Annotated in this window: 19 protein-coding genes; 11 read left to right on the top strand and 8 right to left on the bottom strand. The window is 39.7% G+C overall.

What is annotated here, in order from left to right; genetic code table 11:
* The first annotated feature begins 154 nt into the window (after positions 1-154).
* From C9J45_RS04680 to C9J45_RS04700, 5 genes are all read left to right on the top strand, one after another.
* Positions 155-781 carry a hypothetical protein gene (locus tag C9J45_RS04680; protein ID WP_107292225.1) on the top strand — a complete coding sequence of 209 codons (627 nt, stop codon included), beginning with the start codon at positions 155-157 and terminating at the stop codon, positions 779-781.
* A gap of 147 nt (positions 782-928) precedes the next feature.
* Positions 929-1,660, top strand: coding sequence for a hypothetical protein (locus tag C9J45_RS04685; protein ID WP_107292226.1), 732 nt, complete (start codon positions 929-931; stop codon positions 1,658-1,660).
* Positions 1,661-1,688: 28 nt separating this feature from the next.
* Positions 1,689-2,372: a hypothetical protein gene (locus C9J45_RS04690; protein WP_107292227.1), complete on the top strand. Its 684-nt coding sequence runs from the start codon at positions 1,689-1,691 to the stop codon at positions 2,370-2,372.
* Between the two features lie 266 nt (positions 2,373-2,638).
* The gene (locus C9J45_RS04695; RefSeq protein ID WP_107292228.1) at positions 2,639-2,848 is read left to right on the top strand and encodes a DUF3955 domain-containing protein; all 210 of its coding nucleotides are present in this window, start codon (positions 2,639-2,641) and stop codon (positions 2,846-2,848) included.
* A 315-nt stretch (positions 2,849-3,163) separates the two neighbouring features.
* On the top strand, positions 3,164-3,550 hold the full coding sequence (locus tag C9J45_RS04700; RefSeq protein ID WP_107287921.1) for a lysozyme inhibitor LprI family protein: 387 nt from the start codon (positions 3,164-3,166) through the stop codon (positions 3,548-3,550).
* A 116-nt stretch (positions 3,551-3,666) separates the two neighbouring features.
* Here the strand turns inward: C9J45_RS04700 and C9J45_RS04705 are convergent, their stop codons facing one another.
* The 3 genes from C9J45_RS04705 to C9J45_RS04715 all read right to left on the bottom strand — a co-directional run bounded on the left by C9J45_RS04705 (position 3,667) and on the right by C9J45_RS04715 (position 6,271).
* Positions 3,667-4,299 carry an SDR family NAD(P)-dependent oxidoreductase gene (locus C9J45_RS04705; RefSeq protein ID WP_107292229.1) on the bottom strand — a complete coding sequence of 211 codons (633 nt, stop codon included), beginning with the start codon at positions 4,297-4,299 and terminating at the stop codon, positions 3,667-3,669.
* A gap of 258 nt (positions 4,300-4,557) precedes the next feature.
* Entirely contained in the window at positions 4,558-5,244 is a 687-nt protein-coding gene (locus C9J45_RS04710; protein WP_107206902.1) for a hypothetical protein, read from the bottom strand.
* Positions 5,245-5,407: 163 nt separating this feature from the next.
* Positions 5,408-6,271, bottom strand: coding sequence for a LysR family transcriptional regulator (locus C9J45_RS04715; protein ID WP_107292230.1), 864 nt, complete (start codon positions 6,269-6,271; stop codon positions 5,408-5,410).
* Positions 6,272-6,467: 196 nt separating this feature from the next.
* On the opposite strand from C9J45_RS04715, the gene C9J45_RS04720 reads away from it, so the two are divergent.
* The 3 genes from C9J45_RS04720 (at position 6,468) to C9J45_RS04730 (ending at position 8,400) form a co-directional block, all read left to right on the top strand.
* Entirely contained in the window at positions 6,468-7,073 is a 606-nt protein-coding gene (locus C9J45_RS04720) for a glutathione S-transferase family protein (protein ID WP_107292231.1), read from the top strand.
* 305 nt (positions 7,074-7,378) lie between these two features.
* The gene (locus tag C9J45_RS04725; RefSeq protein WP_107261360.1) at positions 7,379-7,855 is read left to right on the top strand and encodes a DUF3291 domain-containing protein; all 477 of its coding nucleotides are present in this window, start codon (positions 7,379-7,381) and stop codon (positions 7,853-7,855) included.
* A 98-nt stretch (positions 7,856-7,953) separates the two neighbouring features.
* Positions 7,954-8,400 carry a GNAT family N-acetyltransferase gene (locus tag C9J45_RS04730; RefSeq protein WP_107206906.1) on the top strand — a complete coding sequence of 149 codons (447 nt, stop codon included), beginning with the start codon at positions 7,954-7,956 and terminating at the stop codon, positions 8,398-8,400.
* On the opposite strand, the gene C9J45_RS04735 is transcribed toward C9J45_RS04730, so the two are convergent.
* Positions 8,378-9,547 (bottom strand): YibE/F family protein, encoded by a 1,170-nt coding sequence (locus C9J45_RS04735; RefSeq protein WP_107291329.1) that lies wholly within the window; start codon positions 9,545-9,547, stop codon positions 8,378-8,380. The genes C9J45_RS04730 and C9J45_RS04735 overlap by 23 nt on opposite strands.
* Positions 9,548-9,623: 76 nt before the next feature.
* Complete coding sequence (locus tag C9J45_RS04740; protein ID WP_107292232.1) at positions 9,624-11,747, bottom strand: bifunctional UDP-sugar hydrolase/5'-nucleotidase; 2,124 nt, start codon at positions 11,745-11,747, stop codon at positions 9,624-9,626.
* A gap of 199 nt (positions 11,748-11,946) precedes the next feature.
* Between C9J45_RS04740 and cutA the strand changes: the two genes are divergently transcribed.
* A complete protein-coding gene (gene cutA, locus C9J45_RS04745; RefSeq protein ID WP_107247284.1) occupies positions 11,947-12,264 on the top strand; it encodes a divalent-cation tolerance protein CutA in 318 nt (105 codons plus the stop codon).
* A 251-nt stretch (positions 12,265-12,515) separates the two neighbouring features.
* The gene (locus C9J45_RS04750; RefSeq protein WP_107206910.1) at positions 12,516-13,538 is read left to right on the top strand and encodes a methylenetetrahydrofolate reductase; all 1,023 of its coding nucleotides are present in this window, start codon (positions 12,516-12,518) and stop codon (positions 13,536-13,538) included.
* Between the two features lie 106 nt (positions 13,539-13,644).
* On the opposite strand, the gene C9J45_RS04755 is transcribed toward C9J45_RS04750, so the two are convergent.
* Both C9J45_RS04755 and C9J45_RS04765 read right to left on the bottom strand, forming a co-directional pair.
* Positions 13,645-13,944, bottom strand: coding sequence for a hypothetical protein (locus C9J45_RS04755; protein WP_105062438.1), 300 nt, complete (start codon positions 13,942-13,944; stop codon positions 13,645-13,647).
* Positions 13,945-14,215: 271 nt separating this feature from the next.
* On the bottom strand, positions 14,216-14,719 hold the full coding sequence (locus C9J45_RS04765) for a cyclin-dependent kinase inhibitor 3 family protein (protein WP_107206911.1): 504 nt from the start codon (positions 14,717-14,719) through the stop codon (positions 14,216-14,218).
* Between the two features lie 169 nt (positions 14,720-14,888).
* Here C9J45_RS04765 and C9J45_RS04770 point away from each other — a divergent pair, with 169 nt between their 5' ends.
* On the top strand, positions 14,889-15,434 hold the full coding sequence (locus C9J45_RS04770) for a flavodoxin family protein (protein ID WP_107292233.1): 546 nt from the start codon (positions 14,889-14,891) through the stop codon (positions 15,432-15,434).
* 15 nt (positions 15,435-15,449) lie between these two features.
* Here the strand turns inward: C9J45_RS04770 and C9J45_RS04775 are convergent, their stop codons facing one another.
* The gene (locus C9J45_RS04775) at positions 15,450-16,316 is read right to left on the bottom strand and encodes a DUF2974 domain-containing protein (protein WP_107206913.1); all 867 of its coding nucleotides are present in this window, start codon (positions 16,314-16,316) and stop codon (positions 15,450-15,452) included.
* Between the last annotated feature and the right edge of the window lie 164 nt (positions 16,317-16,480).

The following is a 16,480-nucleotide window of genomic DNA, read 5'->3' on the forward strand; positions in this document are numbered from 1 at the left end:
CATTTTAAATAAACACTTTGAAACAAAATAATGCAATCCAGTTCATTATATTTATGAGTTAAATTGATTATGATTGTCTAAATTTGTGGGCATTCTTTTGCGTGATAGTAAGAATGCTTACTAATAAGGTCTTATGTGCAAAAGAGAATTTATTATGACTTTATACCCTCAGAGAGTTGCTGAAAATCTGCTTCCTCTGTCTATTTCTGGTGAATTATTTGAAGCTCTAAAAGAGTGGTATTTTACCGAAAGAACGGAAGACCATGAAGTAGCAACTGAATCCTGTGAACTCTGTGATCAAGAACAACTAAGATATCATTTTGAAATTGAGAATAAGAATACTCGAAAAAGGCTTTGGGTGGGTTCTTCTTGTATTTTACGTTTTAATGTCGCTGTATTTGAAAATGGGTTAGTTCTCGATAAAAAATCAGCGGAGAAAAAGCTAAATAAACACATTGCAAAAATGCGCCTTGATGCTTGTGTCACCTCGCTTAAAACCTTGTCTGAAAAAGAAAATAATCCAATTCTTGTTAATGCGCTTGACTACTATCAGAAGAATAAGTGCTTAACTCCTAAATTTGCTTTTGTGGTCTTTTGGCGTCTAGATTCCCAAAGAATTGATTACCATCCGTCATTTTTCAAAATCAGTTTAAAGCGAGATAGCCACAAAAAAGATTTAGCTAACATGAGCATAGATAGAGTTCACTTAATCTGGAAAGCATTAAGCCCTAGCCAGAGAAAAATGGCGATAAAGTTTGGGCATACTGCTCCAAGCACATAACAAATAAGGATATGTAATAAATTTAAGCAGATTCGTAACGCCTAATATTATGGGTTTGAATCGACTTAAGTTACTACGGCACAATGGTTTAGGTAAGGTGATAGCGTTGCTCACCACTTAACGCGGCGTTAAATTCCTGAGGTAAAAATGGTCAGAGATTCATTCACAATTGGAAAATTTCAAGAGCTTTCATCAAAAATATCTAATGATGAAGCTATGCATTATCTTAGACAGGGATATGGCATTCGGGCTCTCCAAATCAAGGATACTCATTTTCAATTAACTAAGATTATTGAAAAGTCGGGAGGGAAAAACTTAACCCCCTACGAAACGACAAAGATAAATCTTCTCCTTAACGCTTACTACCTAAACCTTATTGGTGCTATTGATAACCTAGCGTGGGCTCTACATTATGAGTTTAATGTTATTGATGGAGCGAGAGAAAACAACAAGAAAAGAACTCAAATCGGCTTGTTTTCAAAAACATTCCAAGAATCTTTGAAGTTATTAAAGCCTGATGTGGTTAGTCAGCTTAATCAATATAAAGATTGGTTTTTTGAACTTAAGGAGTTTAGAGATCCTGCGGCACACCGTATACCATTGTATTGTGCCCCAGGTGTAGTTAAAGAAGATCATAGGGATGAATATAACAAAGCCATAGAGCACTTTCTGAAACAAGATTACCGAAAAGATAGAGATGGGTATATGAACGCTCAATGGGCTCTTGGTCAAGTAGGGGTATTTGAAGCTATCTTTATCTGTTACACAGAGTCATTTGAGCAAATCATTTATCCATTAAATCGTACTGTTAATGACGATTATCAGCCTTTCTGGGAGGTGTCAGAAATTGTACACCAATGCCTAGACAACAGAATTTAACAAGGCGTTTAGCCTTCAAGGAGAGAGAGTGGAAGAATTAAAAGGTAAGGTTATTAGAGGCAGAAAAGTTCATTTTGCACATCGACGGTTTTATTCAATAGCAAAGTATGCAAGAGATAATGTTCATAATAATCAGGACTTGGCAATTGTATGTTTGACGTACTCATTTAGCACTATCGAAGCATTTATCAATGAGTCCTTATGTTCCCGAGAACTATTTTGTGGCGGTAGGTTATCTGCTAGAGAGAGGCAAATGTATGACAGATTAAAGAGGCTTGTCACAGGGCGAGATGCACATAAAGTTTCTATTTTGAAAAAATATAAAACAGCTAAGAATATCTTTTCACACCAGAAGTTTCGTCCTAACTCTCAACCAGACAAAAATTTTGAAGTTTTGAGGAAGCTGAGAAATGCCGTCATACATCGTGCGCCAGAAGTGATTATGTTTGAGCGAGTGATCGGCGAAAATGGAGTTACGCTTAGCGTAGAGTACCCCCGACCTGAGACACAAATAAAATATTTAGTCAGTATAGGTGTGCTAGAAGCATTCGATGAGGCAGATAGTTGGCTTTATAGCATTGAAACTACGCAGTTTTGTGAGTGGTGTTGTCGTGTCGCGTTGGACGTAACCAACTTTTTTCTTAATTCACTAGAAAACGGCGTGTATAAGGACAAAATCATTGAACAAATGTCCTTGGAAATTGAAGGCTAACAAATAAGGATATGTACCGCGGAGCCGATACCTATCCGAAGTGTTGGACAAGCCCAAGTCACCTTATATAAGTAAATATCATTAGAGGATGATATTAAAAGTCGAACATATCCTTACTTTTCCTAATATCAACTTGTCCAAATAGAGCTGGCTATCTAACAAAGTTTTGTCCAAAAACGAGTTTGCATACTTTTTAAAGTGGATTAAATAAGGTATGCACAATCCACAGTGGGTTTCGCTTGAGTGAATATTAAAGGTAGCCTCAGATGAAATTAATCAGTAGATACAGAGTCACTATCCTTTTGAGCGTTATCGGGTGGGGATGTCTGGCTGTTTACACCTATAAAGGATCTTATGTCGATGACAATGGCGTGTTAATTGAATCGTTTGGTTTTATTCCTCTGTTTTGGCTATTTCAATTATTGGCATTGGTGAGCTTGATTTATACCGCCTTGAAACACAGAAAAACGAGGTAAGGTATAAGGCTCAAATAAAAGCGACGCTGTAATTTATACGGCATCGCTTTTTTATTATCTTTTGTATGCAAATGAAGTGGGTTTTCAACCTTATCGTGACTCGAACGGGTAATAACGATAATTTTCCATACTACAAGTAAGCACTACATCACGACAAATGCCGAGTCATTCACTAGTCACTGGCTGTTTTGTCACGATAGTCATTATTGTGATACCAGATATGTAGCTTGTAATGCTTTTGGATAAAACCATTTACTATCTAATATTCAGTTAGTTAAGATTGTGGTTAGTGATGGGGATGAACAAGGATGTATGATGAAAAAACGGTTTTATTACCCAATGGTTGCGGCTTTCATTTTGCCAACCTTCTTTAACTCTGCGTTTGCCGATTACAGTAAAGAGTTTGATCAGTGCATTGATACGTTAGGAGCCTATAGCCCAGCCGTTGTTAAATGTATGAACGAGGAATTATCGAAAAGGGATAAATTGCTCAATACGGCTTATAAGCAATACATGGCGAGAATCCAAGATTTTCGTAAAGAAGATCTAAGAAAAACCCAACGATTATGGATTCAATACAGAGATGCTAAGTGTGGCATGTTTTATCATAGTGAAAGTGGCTCTGGTGGATTAGAGGATTTACACGACTGCCTAATTACAGAAACTATCCAGCGCACGAAAGAGCTAAATGAAGGTTGGTAGTGTAAGCATGAAAGGGGCTGCAACGTCTTTCTATAATGTTATAAAAAAGCCCGATTTTTTAAATCGGGCTTTTTTTATCTATTCTTTCTAATTTTTATTTGCTAATAACGTGCTGGTTAATAAGGGGCGATGCTTGGATCAATACACTGGAAAATCTGACCATTAGCATCATTTCTTAACAGCAATTCATGGCTTAATCGTGCGACTTCTCCCCGAGTGATCGCGCCATGTACTTCTTTATGTTGTGATAACTCGCCTAGCTGGGTTGGCTCGCCATCTTTCAGTCCGCCAGGTCGTAGAATCGTGTAATTCAAACTGCTGCTTTGTAGCCAAGCTTCAGCGAGTGTTTTTTCACGCACTGCGCTGCCAAAACCTGCTTTTGCACGGTCTGAAAGGTATTGCCAACTATCACCACAACCCAGTGAAGTAATTAACAATAAGTGTTGTGAAGTGCTTTGTTCTAATGCATTTGTTAAGTAGCGGTGGCCAATGTAATCGACAGGCGTATCATAGCGAAAACTGCCCATTGTCGAGATATTAAAGGTGTTGTCGGGCAGTGCTGCTACCGCCGCTTCAACTTGTTGTTTATCTGTTGCATCACAACAAAGGGACGGTATGTTGTGCTCGGCAAGCTTGGTATTTTTATTCGGGTTACGTGCAATGGCGATAACGTTCATACCTTGAGCATAAAAGTAATCTACCATTGCTGCGCCTAATCCAGTTGAAGCACCCCAAATTGCAATATTCATTACGTAAAAATCCATCTCAAATAACAGTAATGATAATAGTTTGCATTATTCTAATGGTGGAGTCATTAGTTTGGTTGATTATCTGTTTGTTATTAGTCGACTTAGAGAATTGTGTAAATGAAAAAACGTTGCCATCTTAGTGATGACAACACTTTGATTTATATACTGGCTTTTGTTTGAAGAAGTCGCTTAGTGCGCTTGTTTAACTCTCTTTGTTGTCAAACAGGGCGTTTGAGTTTTCGGCTTAGCCGCTCAATATTATTCTGTTAGCGGTAGCTCTACCTCACCAGTGGCACTGGTTCCCCAGTTAAAGGTTTTATCGTCTTTCCCTGTAATTTTCGCTGTGCCGTTTGCCAGCCAGCTATGTTGGCTATTGGTATCTTCATCATAATCAAATGGGGTGGTACCTAAAGATTCTGCCGTCCAATAGGTGACATCTACGGTTTTATCGTCACGGAAGAAGCCTCTGAACGATGCGCTATCTGATCCTGTTTCATTCACAATAAAGTGAATCGCGTTATCATCAACAAGGCGATAATTTAATGTGCCATCGCTAATGCTAGCAGCATGAAACTTGACGTTATCTTTGGTTTGAATTTTGAAGTCGGTTTCGCTAGAACGAGTAATATCAAGCACGCCACTGATCAACGAAATGCTAGAAAACTGAGTTTGGCTTACTGCGTCTTTATGATCGGCGATGTTACAGGTAAAGCCTGTCAGCGTCAGGCTAGGATTTTTGTTTGATTCAGCCGTCAAACATTGGCCACCAATATAAATAATCAATGTATTAATGTCAGTTGAGATCTGGGCATAATTTTGTTTTTGTTGGCTCGATAAGCTATCGATATTTAGCCCAACGGTTTCTACAATCGCATCTTCAGCATCATTAGAACCACACCCCAGCAATAAAGCCGATGCCAAAGCTAAAAGACTCCATTTTTTCATAGCATATTCCTATTGTTTATGTATGAATGATCCCAACAAAAAAGTCAGTATCTAAGTAATCGTACTTTTGAGATTAGCTAAAGCTTTTTGATTTGATTGTCTTGAAAGTAATACTGTTATTCAATTAAAGATCATCGTTTCTTATGTAATAGGCACTCGGTATTTAGCACTTTTCTGTCGCAAATTGTTCACACTGGTAGCGATCAATCATGCGGTTGATACTTTCAGGTGAAAGTAAAAGGTGTGGCTTACTCGGCAGTGATAACACTATATCAACCACAGGTAAGCTAGGCAGGTGCGGGGCGGTAAGCTCGATCAGATCATTCGGCATGCTGCATTTCGCCATCGCAGAAATTGCCAAGCCTTGTCTTACTAAGCCTTTGTTTGCTGTTGCACTGCTGCAACAACTGACGAGCTGATAATGGCGGTTACGTTTTATGAAGCCTTCAATGGCGGCATCGTGGAATTTACAGTCGCGTTGGAATAATACAATTGGTAAGGGTTGCAGGTTAACAATGTCGTGATGTGGCGAGCCAACCCATATGCCTTTGTCGGTTTGGAGAAAATAGCCTTCTTGTGAGGTAGGTGAACGGGTAACAATAGCAAGATCAAGTCGACTACTGTCAAGTAAACCTTTTAAATATACGCTTGGCGCACAGGTGATTTGCAGGCTAATGTGTGGGTGTTCTTCACGGAGTAAAGCCACAATGTAGGGCAAGATAGACTCAGCATAATCATCAGGACAACCAAGGTGGATGGTTTGTTGCGGTAACTTGTTTTTAAGTTCTAGCAAGGCTTCATCGTGGGTTGCGATAATTTGGGTGGCATGCGTTGCTAAGCGTTGCCCATCTTCTGTTAATACCAGCATTCGACCATCTTTAGTAAATAGCTGAGTATTGAGTTCATCTTCAAGCTTTTTCATCTGCATGCTAATGGCAGATTGAGATCGAAAGCTTTGCTTGGCTACGCGGGTGAAACTGCCAGTTTCTACGAAAGCTAAAAAGCTTCTTAATGCATCAATATCCATATGACATCCCTCTATTTAGCAATAAAAACATAGCGTTAAATCACTTCCATAACAAGCGGTAAATACTTCAATATTATTGATAGTTGGTATTCGTATTTTACGATAGTCGAATCGTGCTTTGCTGATTACAGTTAACTTTATCAGTGAGGGCAATAAATTGCTTTCAGTTCAAACCCAGACAATACAAGGAGTGGTTATGGTTGTTTATGGCGATTTACAGTCGGGAAATTGTTTGAAAGTGAAGTTGATTTTGTCACTGCTAGGGATTGAGCATCAGTGGCAGCATATTAATATTTTGGAGAACGAAACCCATACGCCTGAATTTTTAGCGTTGAATCCTAATGGAAAAATCCCTGTTGTGGTGTTGGATGATGGCCGAGTGCTGTATGAGTCGAATGCGATTTTGAGTTATTTCGCAGAAGGCTCTGAATATTTACCCCAAGACAGTTTTCTCAAAGCTAAAGTTTATCAATGGTTGTTCTTCGAGCAGTATTCGCATGAACCTTATATTGCGGTAGCACGTTACATTCAAGTTTATTTGGGAATGCCAGCGGACAGAGTTGAACAGTATGAAGCGTTACATGCAAAAGGGTATAAAGCCTTGGATGTGATGGAGCTGCAATTGTCGAAATCACACTGCTTGGTAGGTGACAGCGTCACGATAGCGGATTTGGCACTATATGCTTATACCCATGTTGCTACTGATGGCGGTTATGATTTACGCGACTACCCACACATTAAGCGTTGGTTAAAAGCGGTCGGGCAGTTACATGCCAGTGTCGATCTGAAAGAAGCGGTGTAATGTGTAATTAGAGGGATAAAGGTATGTCACTTGTTATGTCAGATACGTTATTGACCGGATAAAGAGGTGTATTTGAATTTCATCGACGTAAGTGGTTGCCTTTATTGGAAAAGATCAGCGGAAAACATCACGGCTATTTTCTTCCATCTGAGGGTCGAATAACACTGCCTTAGCTTTTGTAGTTCTAAGAGCCTCGCTGCTTATGAACCGTATGGAAGGGATAAATTTGCAAAGCAATAGATCGCATTATCAAATATGAGCGTAGTTTATTATCCGACTTTTTTGAAAAAGGAGAATAACGAATCATGAAGCTGGCACAATTCAATATCGCAAAGGCAAAATACCCATTAGATGCACCTGAGATTAAAGACTTTGTTGATAACTTAGATAAGGTGAATGCGATAGCTGAAAGCTGTGATGGCTTTGTATGGCGCTTAAAAGATGAATCTGGTGATGCGACGAATATTCAGCTATTTGATGATCCTTCTATCATCGTCAATATGTCGATTTGGCACTCGGTGGATGATCTTAAAAACTTTATGTTCCGCACGCATCATAAAGATTTTATGCGCCGTAAAAGTGAATGGTTCCATGGCTTAACGGAAGCTAATTATGTTTTATGGTGGGTTGAAGATGATGAGATCCCCACGCCACAACACGCTGTGTCGCGACTTGAGCATTTGCGTGAACATGGCGAAACGCCTTATGCCTTTTCATTTAAATCCCGTTTTACGCCAGATGACTTATTGTTGCTGGATGAGCTGATTATAAGTAATCGATGAGTGGCGGGTATTAAAAATTCAATCTCAGTTTGTTTGTCAGTTGGCGGCTATGATTGGTATTAATGGTAGAACAATCTAAGCCAAAAAAGGTGTATGTCATGTTTACTGTTAAAGAAGCCACCCTTGATGATTTAACTCACGTTACGCCTTTGTATGAGGCATATCTAACGTTTTATGAAGTAGATTATAGCGAGAAAAACCCACTTCAATACCTGCAACAACGCTTAGGAAATAAAGAGTCGGTTATCTACTTTGTGGTTGATGAACAAGGGCAATATGTTGGTTTTACTCAATTATATCCGCTGTTTTGCTCGCTTGAAATGAATCGTACTTGGTTGCTTTATGATCTGTTTGTAACCGAATCTGCTCGCCAACATGGGGTTGCGCAGTTGCTGCTTGATCGCGCTGATCAGTTAGCGAAAGAAACTCAGGCCTCTTTCATTATGTTAAGTACTGCTATCGATAATTTAAAAGCGCAGAACTTATATGAAAAAAATCACTACGAAAAAGACACTGAGTTTTTTACTTATCTAAAGCATTGTTAACGTTAGCGTTGATTTCTGGTTTTTCATTAGTTTGATGGTTAAAGATCTTACTAGCAATAAAGGCTGTAAATGGAATGGTAAGCACAATACCGATACTGCCTGCCAAACCATGAATAATGCTTAACGCGATCACTGGGGTATTCATAAACTGTTCAACAGGCATTGAAAGACCCCAGACCATCATGATGGTGGTGAGCGAGCTACCTGCAAACGCTAAAATTAACGTGTTTGTCATGGTTCCCATGATGTCTTTGCCTATGTTCATGCTGGCAAGCATCAATTGCTTGGGAGTGAGTTTAGGATTGGCTTGTTGTAGCTCTTGATACGATGAAGCAATTGAAATGGCAACGTCCATCACGGCGCCTAGCGCGGCAATCATAATGGTAACAAACATCAGCCAACGCACTTGAATAGGATTTTCTGTGGCAAGGTAAATGACATCCTCACCTTTATCTAAGTAAATACCTGATAGGTGTGCCCATTCGCCAAAGGTTTGAGCAAAAATACCCGCCATGATAACGCCAACTAAGGTGCCTAATATCGCACACAGACTTTTCTTGTTATAACCAGCAACTAGGATGAAATTAACGACAATTTTTATTGCCATTAATTCGATAGTGACCAAGGCTGGGTTTATTCCGTCAAATATGGCTGGAATTAATACGCCAATGATCAGTGCGGCTGTGAAATACAGTGAAATCACAGCGTTTAAGCCTGCGCGTCCACCAAACAATAAAATAAGCCCAATAAAGACCAGTGCCATGGTGTAGATGGGAGTAGTACGCTGGTGGTTAAACGCCCAAAAATGGCTGCCGTGAATGGTTTCGCGGATCATCAATATGAATTCTGATCCTTTATCCAATAACACGTTATGTTGACGACTTAATGGGTTATTGATTTCAACGGTTTCATTGGCATGCTCACCTTCAAGTACTTTGATTTTTAGGTGTTGTGTACCGCGATATATCCCAGGCGCTAAATCATCTTCAAAGACATTTTCATCGATGATGTTTTCCACTTTTGCGGAGACGAAATGCTGAGATTGTGTTTTATTTGGATGGAAAGATTGGCTCAACAAAGGGGAGTAAAGAAAAATAGCTGTTGAGAGCGCAAAAATCATGATCGGGAAAACGTATTTTTGAAACATGTGGCCTACAGAGATAGTCAGAGAAAAAAAGCGGTAGAGGGTATCTACCGCTTAGGGTGTTGAAAGCTATAAACGATTAGATTTTGTTATTTGGATCAACCGTCCAGCTACAGCCAAGGTTGAGTGCTTCTTTCGTTGCACTGCCGTCTGCTTTATAGGCTTTGTTTTCGAAATAACTGGTTGGATCGTTCATGTTTAACGCATGACTAATACTTGGGTATTTCACGTTATCTGGGTTGATATGAATACACAGTTGTTGATGAGTAAACTGTTTCCAGATATCGCTATTAGCACGGTTCTTTGTGATTTCACCGTTCGGTGCTAACTGCTTAATTTGCCAGTTATTCGTGGTGTTTAGGTGCTCATCGTTGATGCTAATACCGTTATGCTCTGTTACGTAAGCGGTGATCATATCTCGGATTGCTGGAACCGTTGCATCACTTGAATCGTAGAACACATCATCTTTCGTGAACCAACCGTTAGTGACCCCTTGGGTACCAAAGCGGTATGAGTTTAATGCTAGTTTGTATGTTGCATTTGGATCAAACGCTTTGCCGTCAACTAGGGTGATATCAACACGATCACCTGCAGGCTTTGTAAGGTCAACGGTGTATTCAATGGCACCATCGAATAAGTCGTAGTTATACGCTTGAACCTCTGGATTAAATGAAACGGTTAAATCACCTTCTTTGTAAGTATTGAAGTAGTTATATGACCACTCCATGTACTCTTTAAGGTGTGCACCTGTGATGTTTACGCCAATGAGTGCGTTATCGTATTTGTACAGGTTTGCGGAGTCTTTACGTTGGTAGTCTTGACTATCACGTAGGTTAGAAGTGTCGCTAAATAACGCAGCAGCAGAAATTGTCGCCCCTGATTTTTCACGCTCAATGAACTGAATTAAGTCAATCAGTGCGCTGTCTTGTACTTTTGCTTTGTGAATGGTGCTGTATAGTCGCGTACCTAAGTCATCAACAAAGTAGTCATCGTTTGTTGCTTCATCAGCACCGCCACCGTTAACAAAGTCACCGTCTACTTTGCCCAAAGTTTCACGAGCATCTTCTACAGAACGATCATGAATATCTTGGTATTCATCAACCATGTTCTGATTTTCTGCGATCTCTTTGGTATCAAGGTTAGAAAGGGTGGTATCAACGATTTTCCATTTACCTGACGCATCTTTTTCAACGTCAATTTTCGCCATGGCTAAATCTGAACCCCATTTACCCGGTTCAATGATTTTTACTGAACCTTGGCGATTACTGTCGTCGTATTTACCTGATTTTGCTTTGTCTTCAACTAGGCCACTTTTCACACTGATGTCGTTACCGGTAGGCTCGCCTTTTTTCACGGTTTCAATGTAAGTTGCGTGTTCGTGTCCAGCCATGATCACATCAAACTTGTCAGCCAGCTCTGCGGCAATGTTGTATACGCCCACACCTTGATCGGTTCGACCTAAGTGCAGCGCACCAACAATAATATCTGGCTGGTGGCGAGCAATAACATCGTCCACGACTGCACGTGTTGCATTTAGCTCGTCTTCAAACTTTAAGCCTTTGAAATGCTCGGGTGCTGATGCTTCCCAGTTAGGGACATAAGAAGGGGTTAAACCAATAACCGCTACTTTACAGCCGTTAACGTTATAAATCTGGAAGCCACGCAGATAGTTTGCGTTATTTGATTCCCATTTGATGTTGCTAGAAATTACCGCGCCATCAAAGTTTTCTAAGTTACGGTCAAGGAATGAGCGATCAAAGTTAAATTCGTGGTTACCGGGCACCCATAAGTCGTAATTAAGATATTGTAAGGCATCGATCATTGGATGCGTTTCCATATCATTAAATAGCTGTGCTGAATTGCCTTGTACCGTATCACCGATATCTAACAGAATAAGGTTAGGATCTAAAAGGCGTTGTTGCTCTAAGATAGTAGCAATACGGGTTAAACCTGCGTGTTTGTCTTCAGCATCAATGGCATAGTCATAGCCGCGAAGGCGACCGTGTAAGTCAGACGTTGCAGCCAATGTGATGGTTTGTTTGTTTACTTGTTGATCACCTTTACTCACCACTTCTGGAGTGTGGGTCAGTGTTTGTCCATCAATAACTTTATTGTTGTCATCATGGTGGTGGTGGTCATCATTACAGCCAACAAGGGCAATAGAAACAGCTAGGCTTAATGATAGAATTTTAAATTTGCGCACTATTCGAGTTCCTTAACGAATAAAAGATAGTTTCTTGGTAGGGGAGAAACGGCGCGATAATAGGAAGCGAATGTAAGCGTTGTGTCAGCGTTATATGATGCTTCTGTCATTGATTTAAATAATGGGACTTTGCTTGTAAATTCTTATTCTGAATGATTTAGGCTATTAAGATAAAAATATGAAGAAAGGTGAAATAAGTATGGCTGGTCAATATTGTGTTGTTTTAACAACGTTTTCAGATCCCAAGGTAGGGAAAACTATTATCAATGAGCTGATTAGCCAGCGCTTAGCGGCGTGTGTACAGGTGATGCCTATTCAGTCTTATTATCATTGGCAAGGTGAAGTGAATTGCGATCAAGAGCAGCAAGTGCTCATTAAAACCAAAACATCATTGTTTGAAGAGGTTAAAGCCACGATTGTTGCGCTTCATGATTATGAAACCCCTGAAATCATTCAATTACCGATCACCAATGGTTTTGGTGATTATCTTTCATGGATAGACAAAGAATGTCGCTAATTTAACCCAGTAAGTTAAAAACAGTGACTTTTCTTTGATTTATCTATTGGGTTTAGGTAAAACTAAAGCATATATTGTGTTGCTAATTTGATAAATAACATCAATTTTTACCTTAAAAGAGAATGATAAAGTCAGGCAACACACAAGGATGAGATAAACCGTGGCAAAAGACATTGTGACGGTTTTATAAAAATTAAGCAGGTGTTATCTATTAAGGGTAAAGCACTGTGACAACATGGAAGTGAGCATTTATGTCGGATCAATATCAACCCACCCCTGAATCTGAACTGCGTGTCCGTTATAACGACATCACACGCGGTGTTTATTTTATTGGTACAACCCCACCAAAAACCAGTACACCGATTGAAGATGTTGAAGGCATTGCTGATCGTTTAGTTGATCGTATTCGTGATCTCGCGATTGATGGTTTGATTGTTTACGATATTCAAGATGAAGCATCACGTACTAATAAGCCGCGTCCGTTCCCTTTTAAATCGACCCATGATCCTCGTCATTACTCATCACTTTTGAATAAGAAAACCGACCGTCCTGTGATCACTTATAAGAGTGTGGTGCAGTCAGAAACGGAAGCGTTTGATGAGTGGCTAAATGAAGCGTGGGATGAGTACCGTGTACGTGACATGGTATTAGTGGGTAGTCCATCGGCGAAAAATGATGTTTCACTGCCATTATCTACGGCATATCAAACGCTGGCTGAAAACCGTAATGACTTTTTTACCGGCGGTATTATGATTGCTGAGCGTCATGCTAAGAAAGGTAATGAGCATGAACGTTTAATTGAAAAGTATAAGCAAGGTTGTAACTTCTTTATTTCTCAAGCGATTTACGATACTCAGGCGACGATTGATATTCTGACTCGTTACGCGATTGAGTGTAAAGAGCAAGGCTTAAAACCGCAGCGTATTATCTTAACCTTCTCACCTTGTGGTAGTGCAAAAACGTTAGAGTTTATTGAGTGGCTAGGTGTAAGCGTTCCTGAAGCAACAAGTTTGCGTATTTTGAATGCGGAAAACCCACTGCATGAGTCGATTAAGATGTGTTGTAACAGCTTAAATCAGATCTTGGATGCGGTAGTGGAGTATGACTTACCACTGGGCTTAAACATTGAAAGCTTAACTAACCGTAAAGAAGAAATTGACGGTTCTATCTTACTTTACAAGTTGCTACGTTCTTCAATGGATAGCCACTTAGCAAAGCATGAATTCCGTTTGTTAAAGCGTAAAGCTCGCGCGAATAAACTCGCATCTGCTTAACGTGTTCTAGTAACAAAGATTGCTAATAAAAATGGCTACCGACTTGAAAGAGCGGTGGCCATTTTTGTATCTGTTCTATTTTCAAGTTTCTTTGGAGAGAATGCCGTTAAGGTTTAGGTATTTGGCAATTCTTTTCTGAGGCGGGTTCGCAGCCTCCGGTACATAAAATATCACCAAGGTCGTTTTTTATCGCAAAGCCACCATCTTGTTTGGAACACTGGTAGTTATCTTGTCGGTCTTTGATGCATTGCCCTTTACCACATAGTGGGTTGCCGAGTTTATCTGCGTAGATATGACCAAAAGGCGGCGGGCATACATAGTCACCTAAGGTTGTTTTTAGACAGTAACTAGCACTCCATGACGGGAGAGAAAACAAGAGTAATGTTGCTAATAATATCGATCTCACCATGTATTCCTTTTCGCTAGTTTGAAAGCGGTAACGTTATTAAGCTATATGACGTATTAATAGTGGCTAGGCTTATATTTGCTAATAGTGATGTAATTATAGTGTGATTGTGTGAGAGAAGCTGAGACAGATAAAAATCAGGAATAATTCTGATCCTGTGTCTTTGATTAATGCGACACAACGGTAAAAGGAGAAACTGATACGTTAAACAACGAGTAAACGAAAACAGAGATGATCTCTGCTTCCGTTACTGTGCCATTAAAAGGTGTCTTTACTTATTAATAAGAGCAATATCACGAATATATTCAGCTTGCACTTCTTTAGTGAAAGCATTGGGTCTTAATGCTTGAACTTGGCTAATGATGTCTTCTAATTGCCAGTTTTTTTCTAATAATAAGTGGGCTGCAAGTAAACCAGTCCGGCCTGAGCCACCCATACAATGTAGCGCGACTTTTTCCCCGTTATCTAATGCTTGGTGTAATGCAGGGGAGATTGCATCCCAATGCGGTTGAAAGCTTTCATCTGGGGCACAATCATCTTTTATTGGGGTATTGAACCATTGAAGCCCGACTTGCTGAACAACCAGTGGTAACAGACCCACTTTCTTTGCTTCCATTTCTTTGATGCTTAATGCTGTGACAACAATTGTGACACCTTGTGCTTTCAGTTGATCAATGCTGTCAACTAATGGCGTGCCTTTTGTTCCTGGACAAGGGGTTAGTACCAATCCTGCTGATTTATTGCTTATTGGTAATTCCCATGTTGGATGTGTCATGCGGTATATCCTTATCGTCTTTTCCATTTCTAAATAGTTATACACGGTAATTATGACACATATGATAATTCATATGTATTGATTTAAAAAATCTCATTAATGTTTGACCTCAGGTTTACTTGAGGTTTTATCCTATGTTGAGATTTATGAACTGAATAAGGACGTTTTAATGAAAGCGATAGGTATTGTTTATTTCTCGAATACAGGCATCACAGAAGCTTTAGTCGAGGCTTGTTGTGACGAGTTAGTATCAGATCCTGTAGAGATTATTATGCATAAGATAACGGGAACAGAAATTATAGAAGGGCGATTTGTTAATCATGAAATAATGGAAAAACTTCAGCACTGCCAAGCGATTATTTTTGCCTCTCCAACTTATATGGGATCTGTCGCGGCACAGTTCAAAGCCTTTGCTGATGCAACAAGTGATCAATGGTGCGATCAGAGATTATCAGGAAAAATAGCAGCAGGAATAACTTCTGGTGGCTCACCGAATGGCGATCAAACTGAAACGCTACGGTATTTCCAAATATTAGCATCGCAACATGGCATGATTTGGATGGGAATAGATAGCCCTTCAAATTTCAACGCATTGGGAGTGAACCGTTTAGGTTGTCAGGCTGGCGTCGTTGCTACCTCTGAGGACGGTAAACCTGATGCTAAAGATATAAATACGGCAAAATACTTAGCACGTCGTATTTATCAGTTTATTTAGTAACTTGACGTTGGATCAGCGCTTATCAAAAAAGTCTTTATTACGAATATACTTTTGCATGAAGTGATAACTAAAAGGGCGCATGATCCAACTTATTATTGATCGTGATAATCGTATGATGGTGGGAATGTTTTGATATATTTTACCGTTGTGCAACCAGAGCATTTGCCCAACGTGCCAATGCATAAAAGGAATCGCGGGCAGAAAGGTGACAATATCTAGATCACAACAGATACGGTAGGTTTGTTGATGCAATGGGTAGTGTTTTTTAAAACTCCAAAACCCTGTTGCTGGCTGCCCAAAAGTGACTACACGCTTTATTGCATTTGGATAATATTGGTGTAAGTAGTCAGCACTGAGTACCGCCATTGCACCACCAGACGAGTGACCAGTTAAGCTAATGTGCTTACCGGATTCAATTAAGGGTTTTATTACGGCTTGGATCTGTTTAATGATTTCGTTGTAGTTCGATTGATTGCGGTGTGAGGTTAAATATGATGCTTGAAAGATATCGAGCTTTTGGCTATCGCTTAAATCTGGATGGCATTGATGAAAAGCATAGTTACGTTTTATGCTTTTTTGATGTATTAGATAATGATAACCCCAATGAACGTAATATGGCTTAGGTTGTGATTCGATTTTTTTCGGGAAACATGCAAGGTTGAGTAGCCAATCCCATATGTTTTGCGACCCTTTAAAGACTAAGACGACTTCTTTACTCTCGCCCCATAAAATACGAATAATAGTGCGTCCCCAGCGATCGACAATTTCTTCTCTGCCCTCAGGTAAAAAACCATATTGGGTATGATCAAAATCATCAGGGTAAGCCAGCTGACATAAAATCGCATATTGTTCATATTGATAGCGTTTTAGTTTATTCATCGTATTCTTTTTTTAGTTAACTTATCACCAGCATAAACACGGTATTTATCAATCTAATGACAATAAAAGAATACAGGGAAAGTCCAACCTAACACGTTCTGTATTAGGTCGGACTTAAATTAATGAGCACTCAGGGTAAATAAACTCTTTTGGGGGAAAGAGCC

Source organism: Photobacterium sp. GB-1 (assembly GCF_003026165.1).
Taxonomy (GTDB): Bacteria; Pseudomonadota; Gammaproteobacteria; order Enterobacterales; family Vibrionaceae; genus Photobacterium.

What these genes read in the sequence shown, in the direction of transcription:
- C9J45_RS04680 (WP_107292225.1), top strand. Translation starts at nt 155, where the DNA reads ATGACTTTATACCCTCAGAGAGTTGCTGAAAATCTGCTTCCTCTGTCT.
- C9J45_RS04685 (WP_107292226.1), top strand. Translation starts at nt 929, where the DNA reads ATGGTCAGAGATTCATTCACAATTGGAAAATTTCAAGAGCTTTCATCA.
- C9J45_RS04695 (WP_107292228.1), top strand. Translation starts at nt 2,639, where the DNA reads ATGAAATTAATCAGTAGATACAGAGTCACTATCCTTTTGAGCGTTATC.
- C9J45_RS04700 (WP_107287921.1), top strand. Translation starts at nt 3,164, where the DNA reads ATGAAAAAACGGTTTTATTACCCAATGGTTGCGGCTTTCATTTTGCCA.
- C9J45_RS04705 (WP_107292229.1), bottom strand. Translation starts at nt 4,299, where the DNA reads ATGAATATTGCAATTTGGGGTGCTTCAACTGGATTAGGCGCAGCAATG.
- C9J45_RS04710 (WP_107206902.1), bottom strand. Translation starts at nt 5,244, where the DNA reads ATGAAAAAATGGAGTCTTTTAGCTTTGGCATCGGCTTTATTGCTGGGG.
- C9J45_RS04715 (WP_107292230.1), bottom strand. Translation starts at nt 6,271, where the DNA reads ATGGATATTGATGCATTAAGAAGCTTTTTAGCTTTCGTAGAAACTGGC.
- C9J45_RS04720 (WP_107292231.1), top strand. Translation starts at nt 6,468, where the DNA reads ATGGTTGTTTATGGCGATTTACAGTCGGGAAATTGTTTGAAAGTGAAG.
- C9J45_RS04725 (WP_107261360.1), top strand. Translation starts at nt 7,379, where the DNA reads ATGAAGCTGGCACAATTCAATATCGCAAAGGCAAAATACCCATTAGAT.
- C9J45_RS04730 (WP_107206906.1), top strand. Translation starts at nt 7,954, where the DNA reads ATGTTTACTGTTAAAGAAGCCACCCTTGATGATTTAACTCACGTTACG.
- C9J45_RS04735 (WP_107291329.1), bottom strand. Translation starts at nt 9,547, where the DNA reads ATGTTTCAAAAATACGTTTTCCCGATCATGATTTTTGCGCTCTCAACA.
- cutA (WP_107247284.1), top strand. Translation starts at nt 11,947, where the DNA reads ATGGCTGGTCAATATTGTGTTGTTTTAACAACGTTTTCAGATCCCAAG.
- C9J45_RS04750 (WP_107206910.1), top strand. Translation starts at nt 12,516, where the DNA reads ATGTCGGATCAATATCAACCCACCCCTGAATCTGAACTGCGTGTCCGT.
- C9J45_RS04765 (WP_107206911.1), bottom strand. Translation starts at nt 14,719, where the DNA reads ATGACACATCCAACATGGGAATTACCAATAAGCAATAAATCAGCAGGA.
- C9J45_RS04770 (WP_107292233.1), top strand. Translation starts at nt 14,889, where the DNA reads ATGAAAGCGATAGGTATTGTTTATTTCTCGAATACAGGCATCACAGAA.
- C9J45_RS04775 (WP_107206913.1), bottom strand. Translation starts at nt 16,316, where the DNA reads ATGAATAAACTAAAACGCTATCAATATGAACAATATGCGATTTTATGT.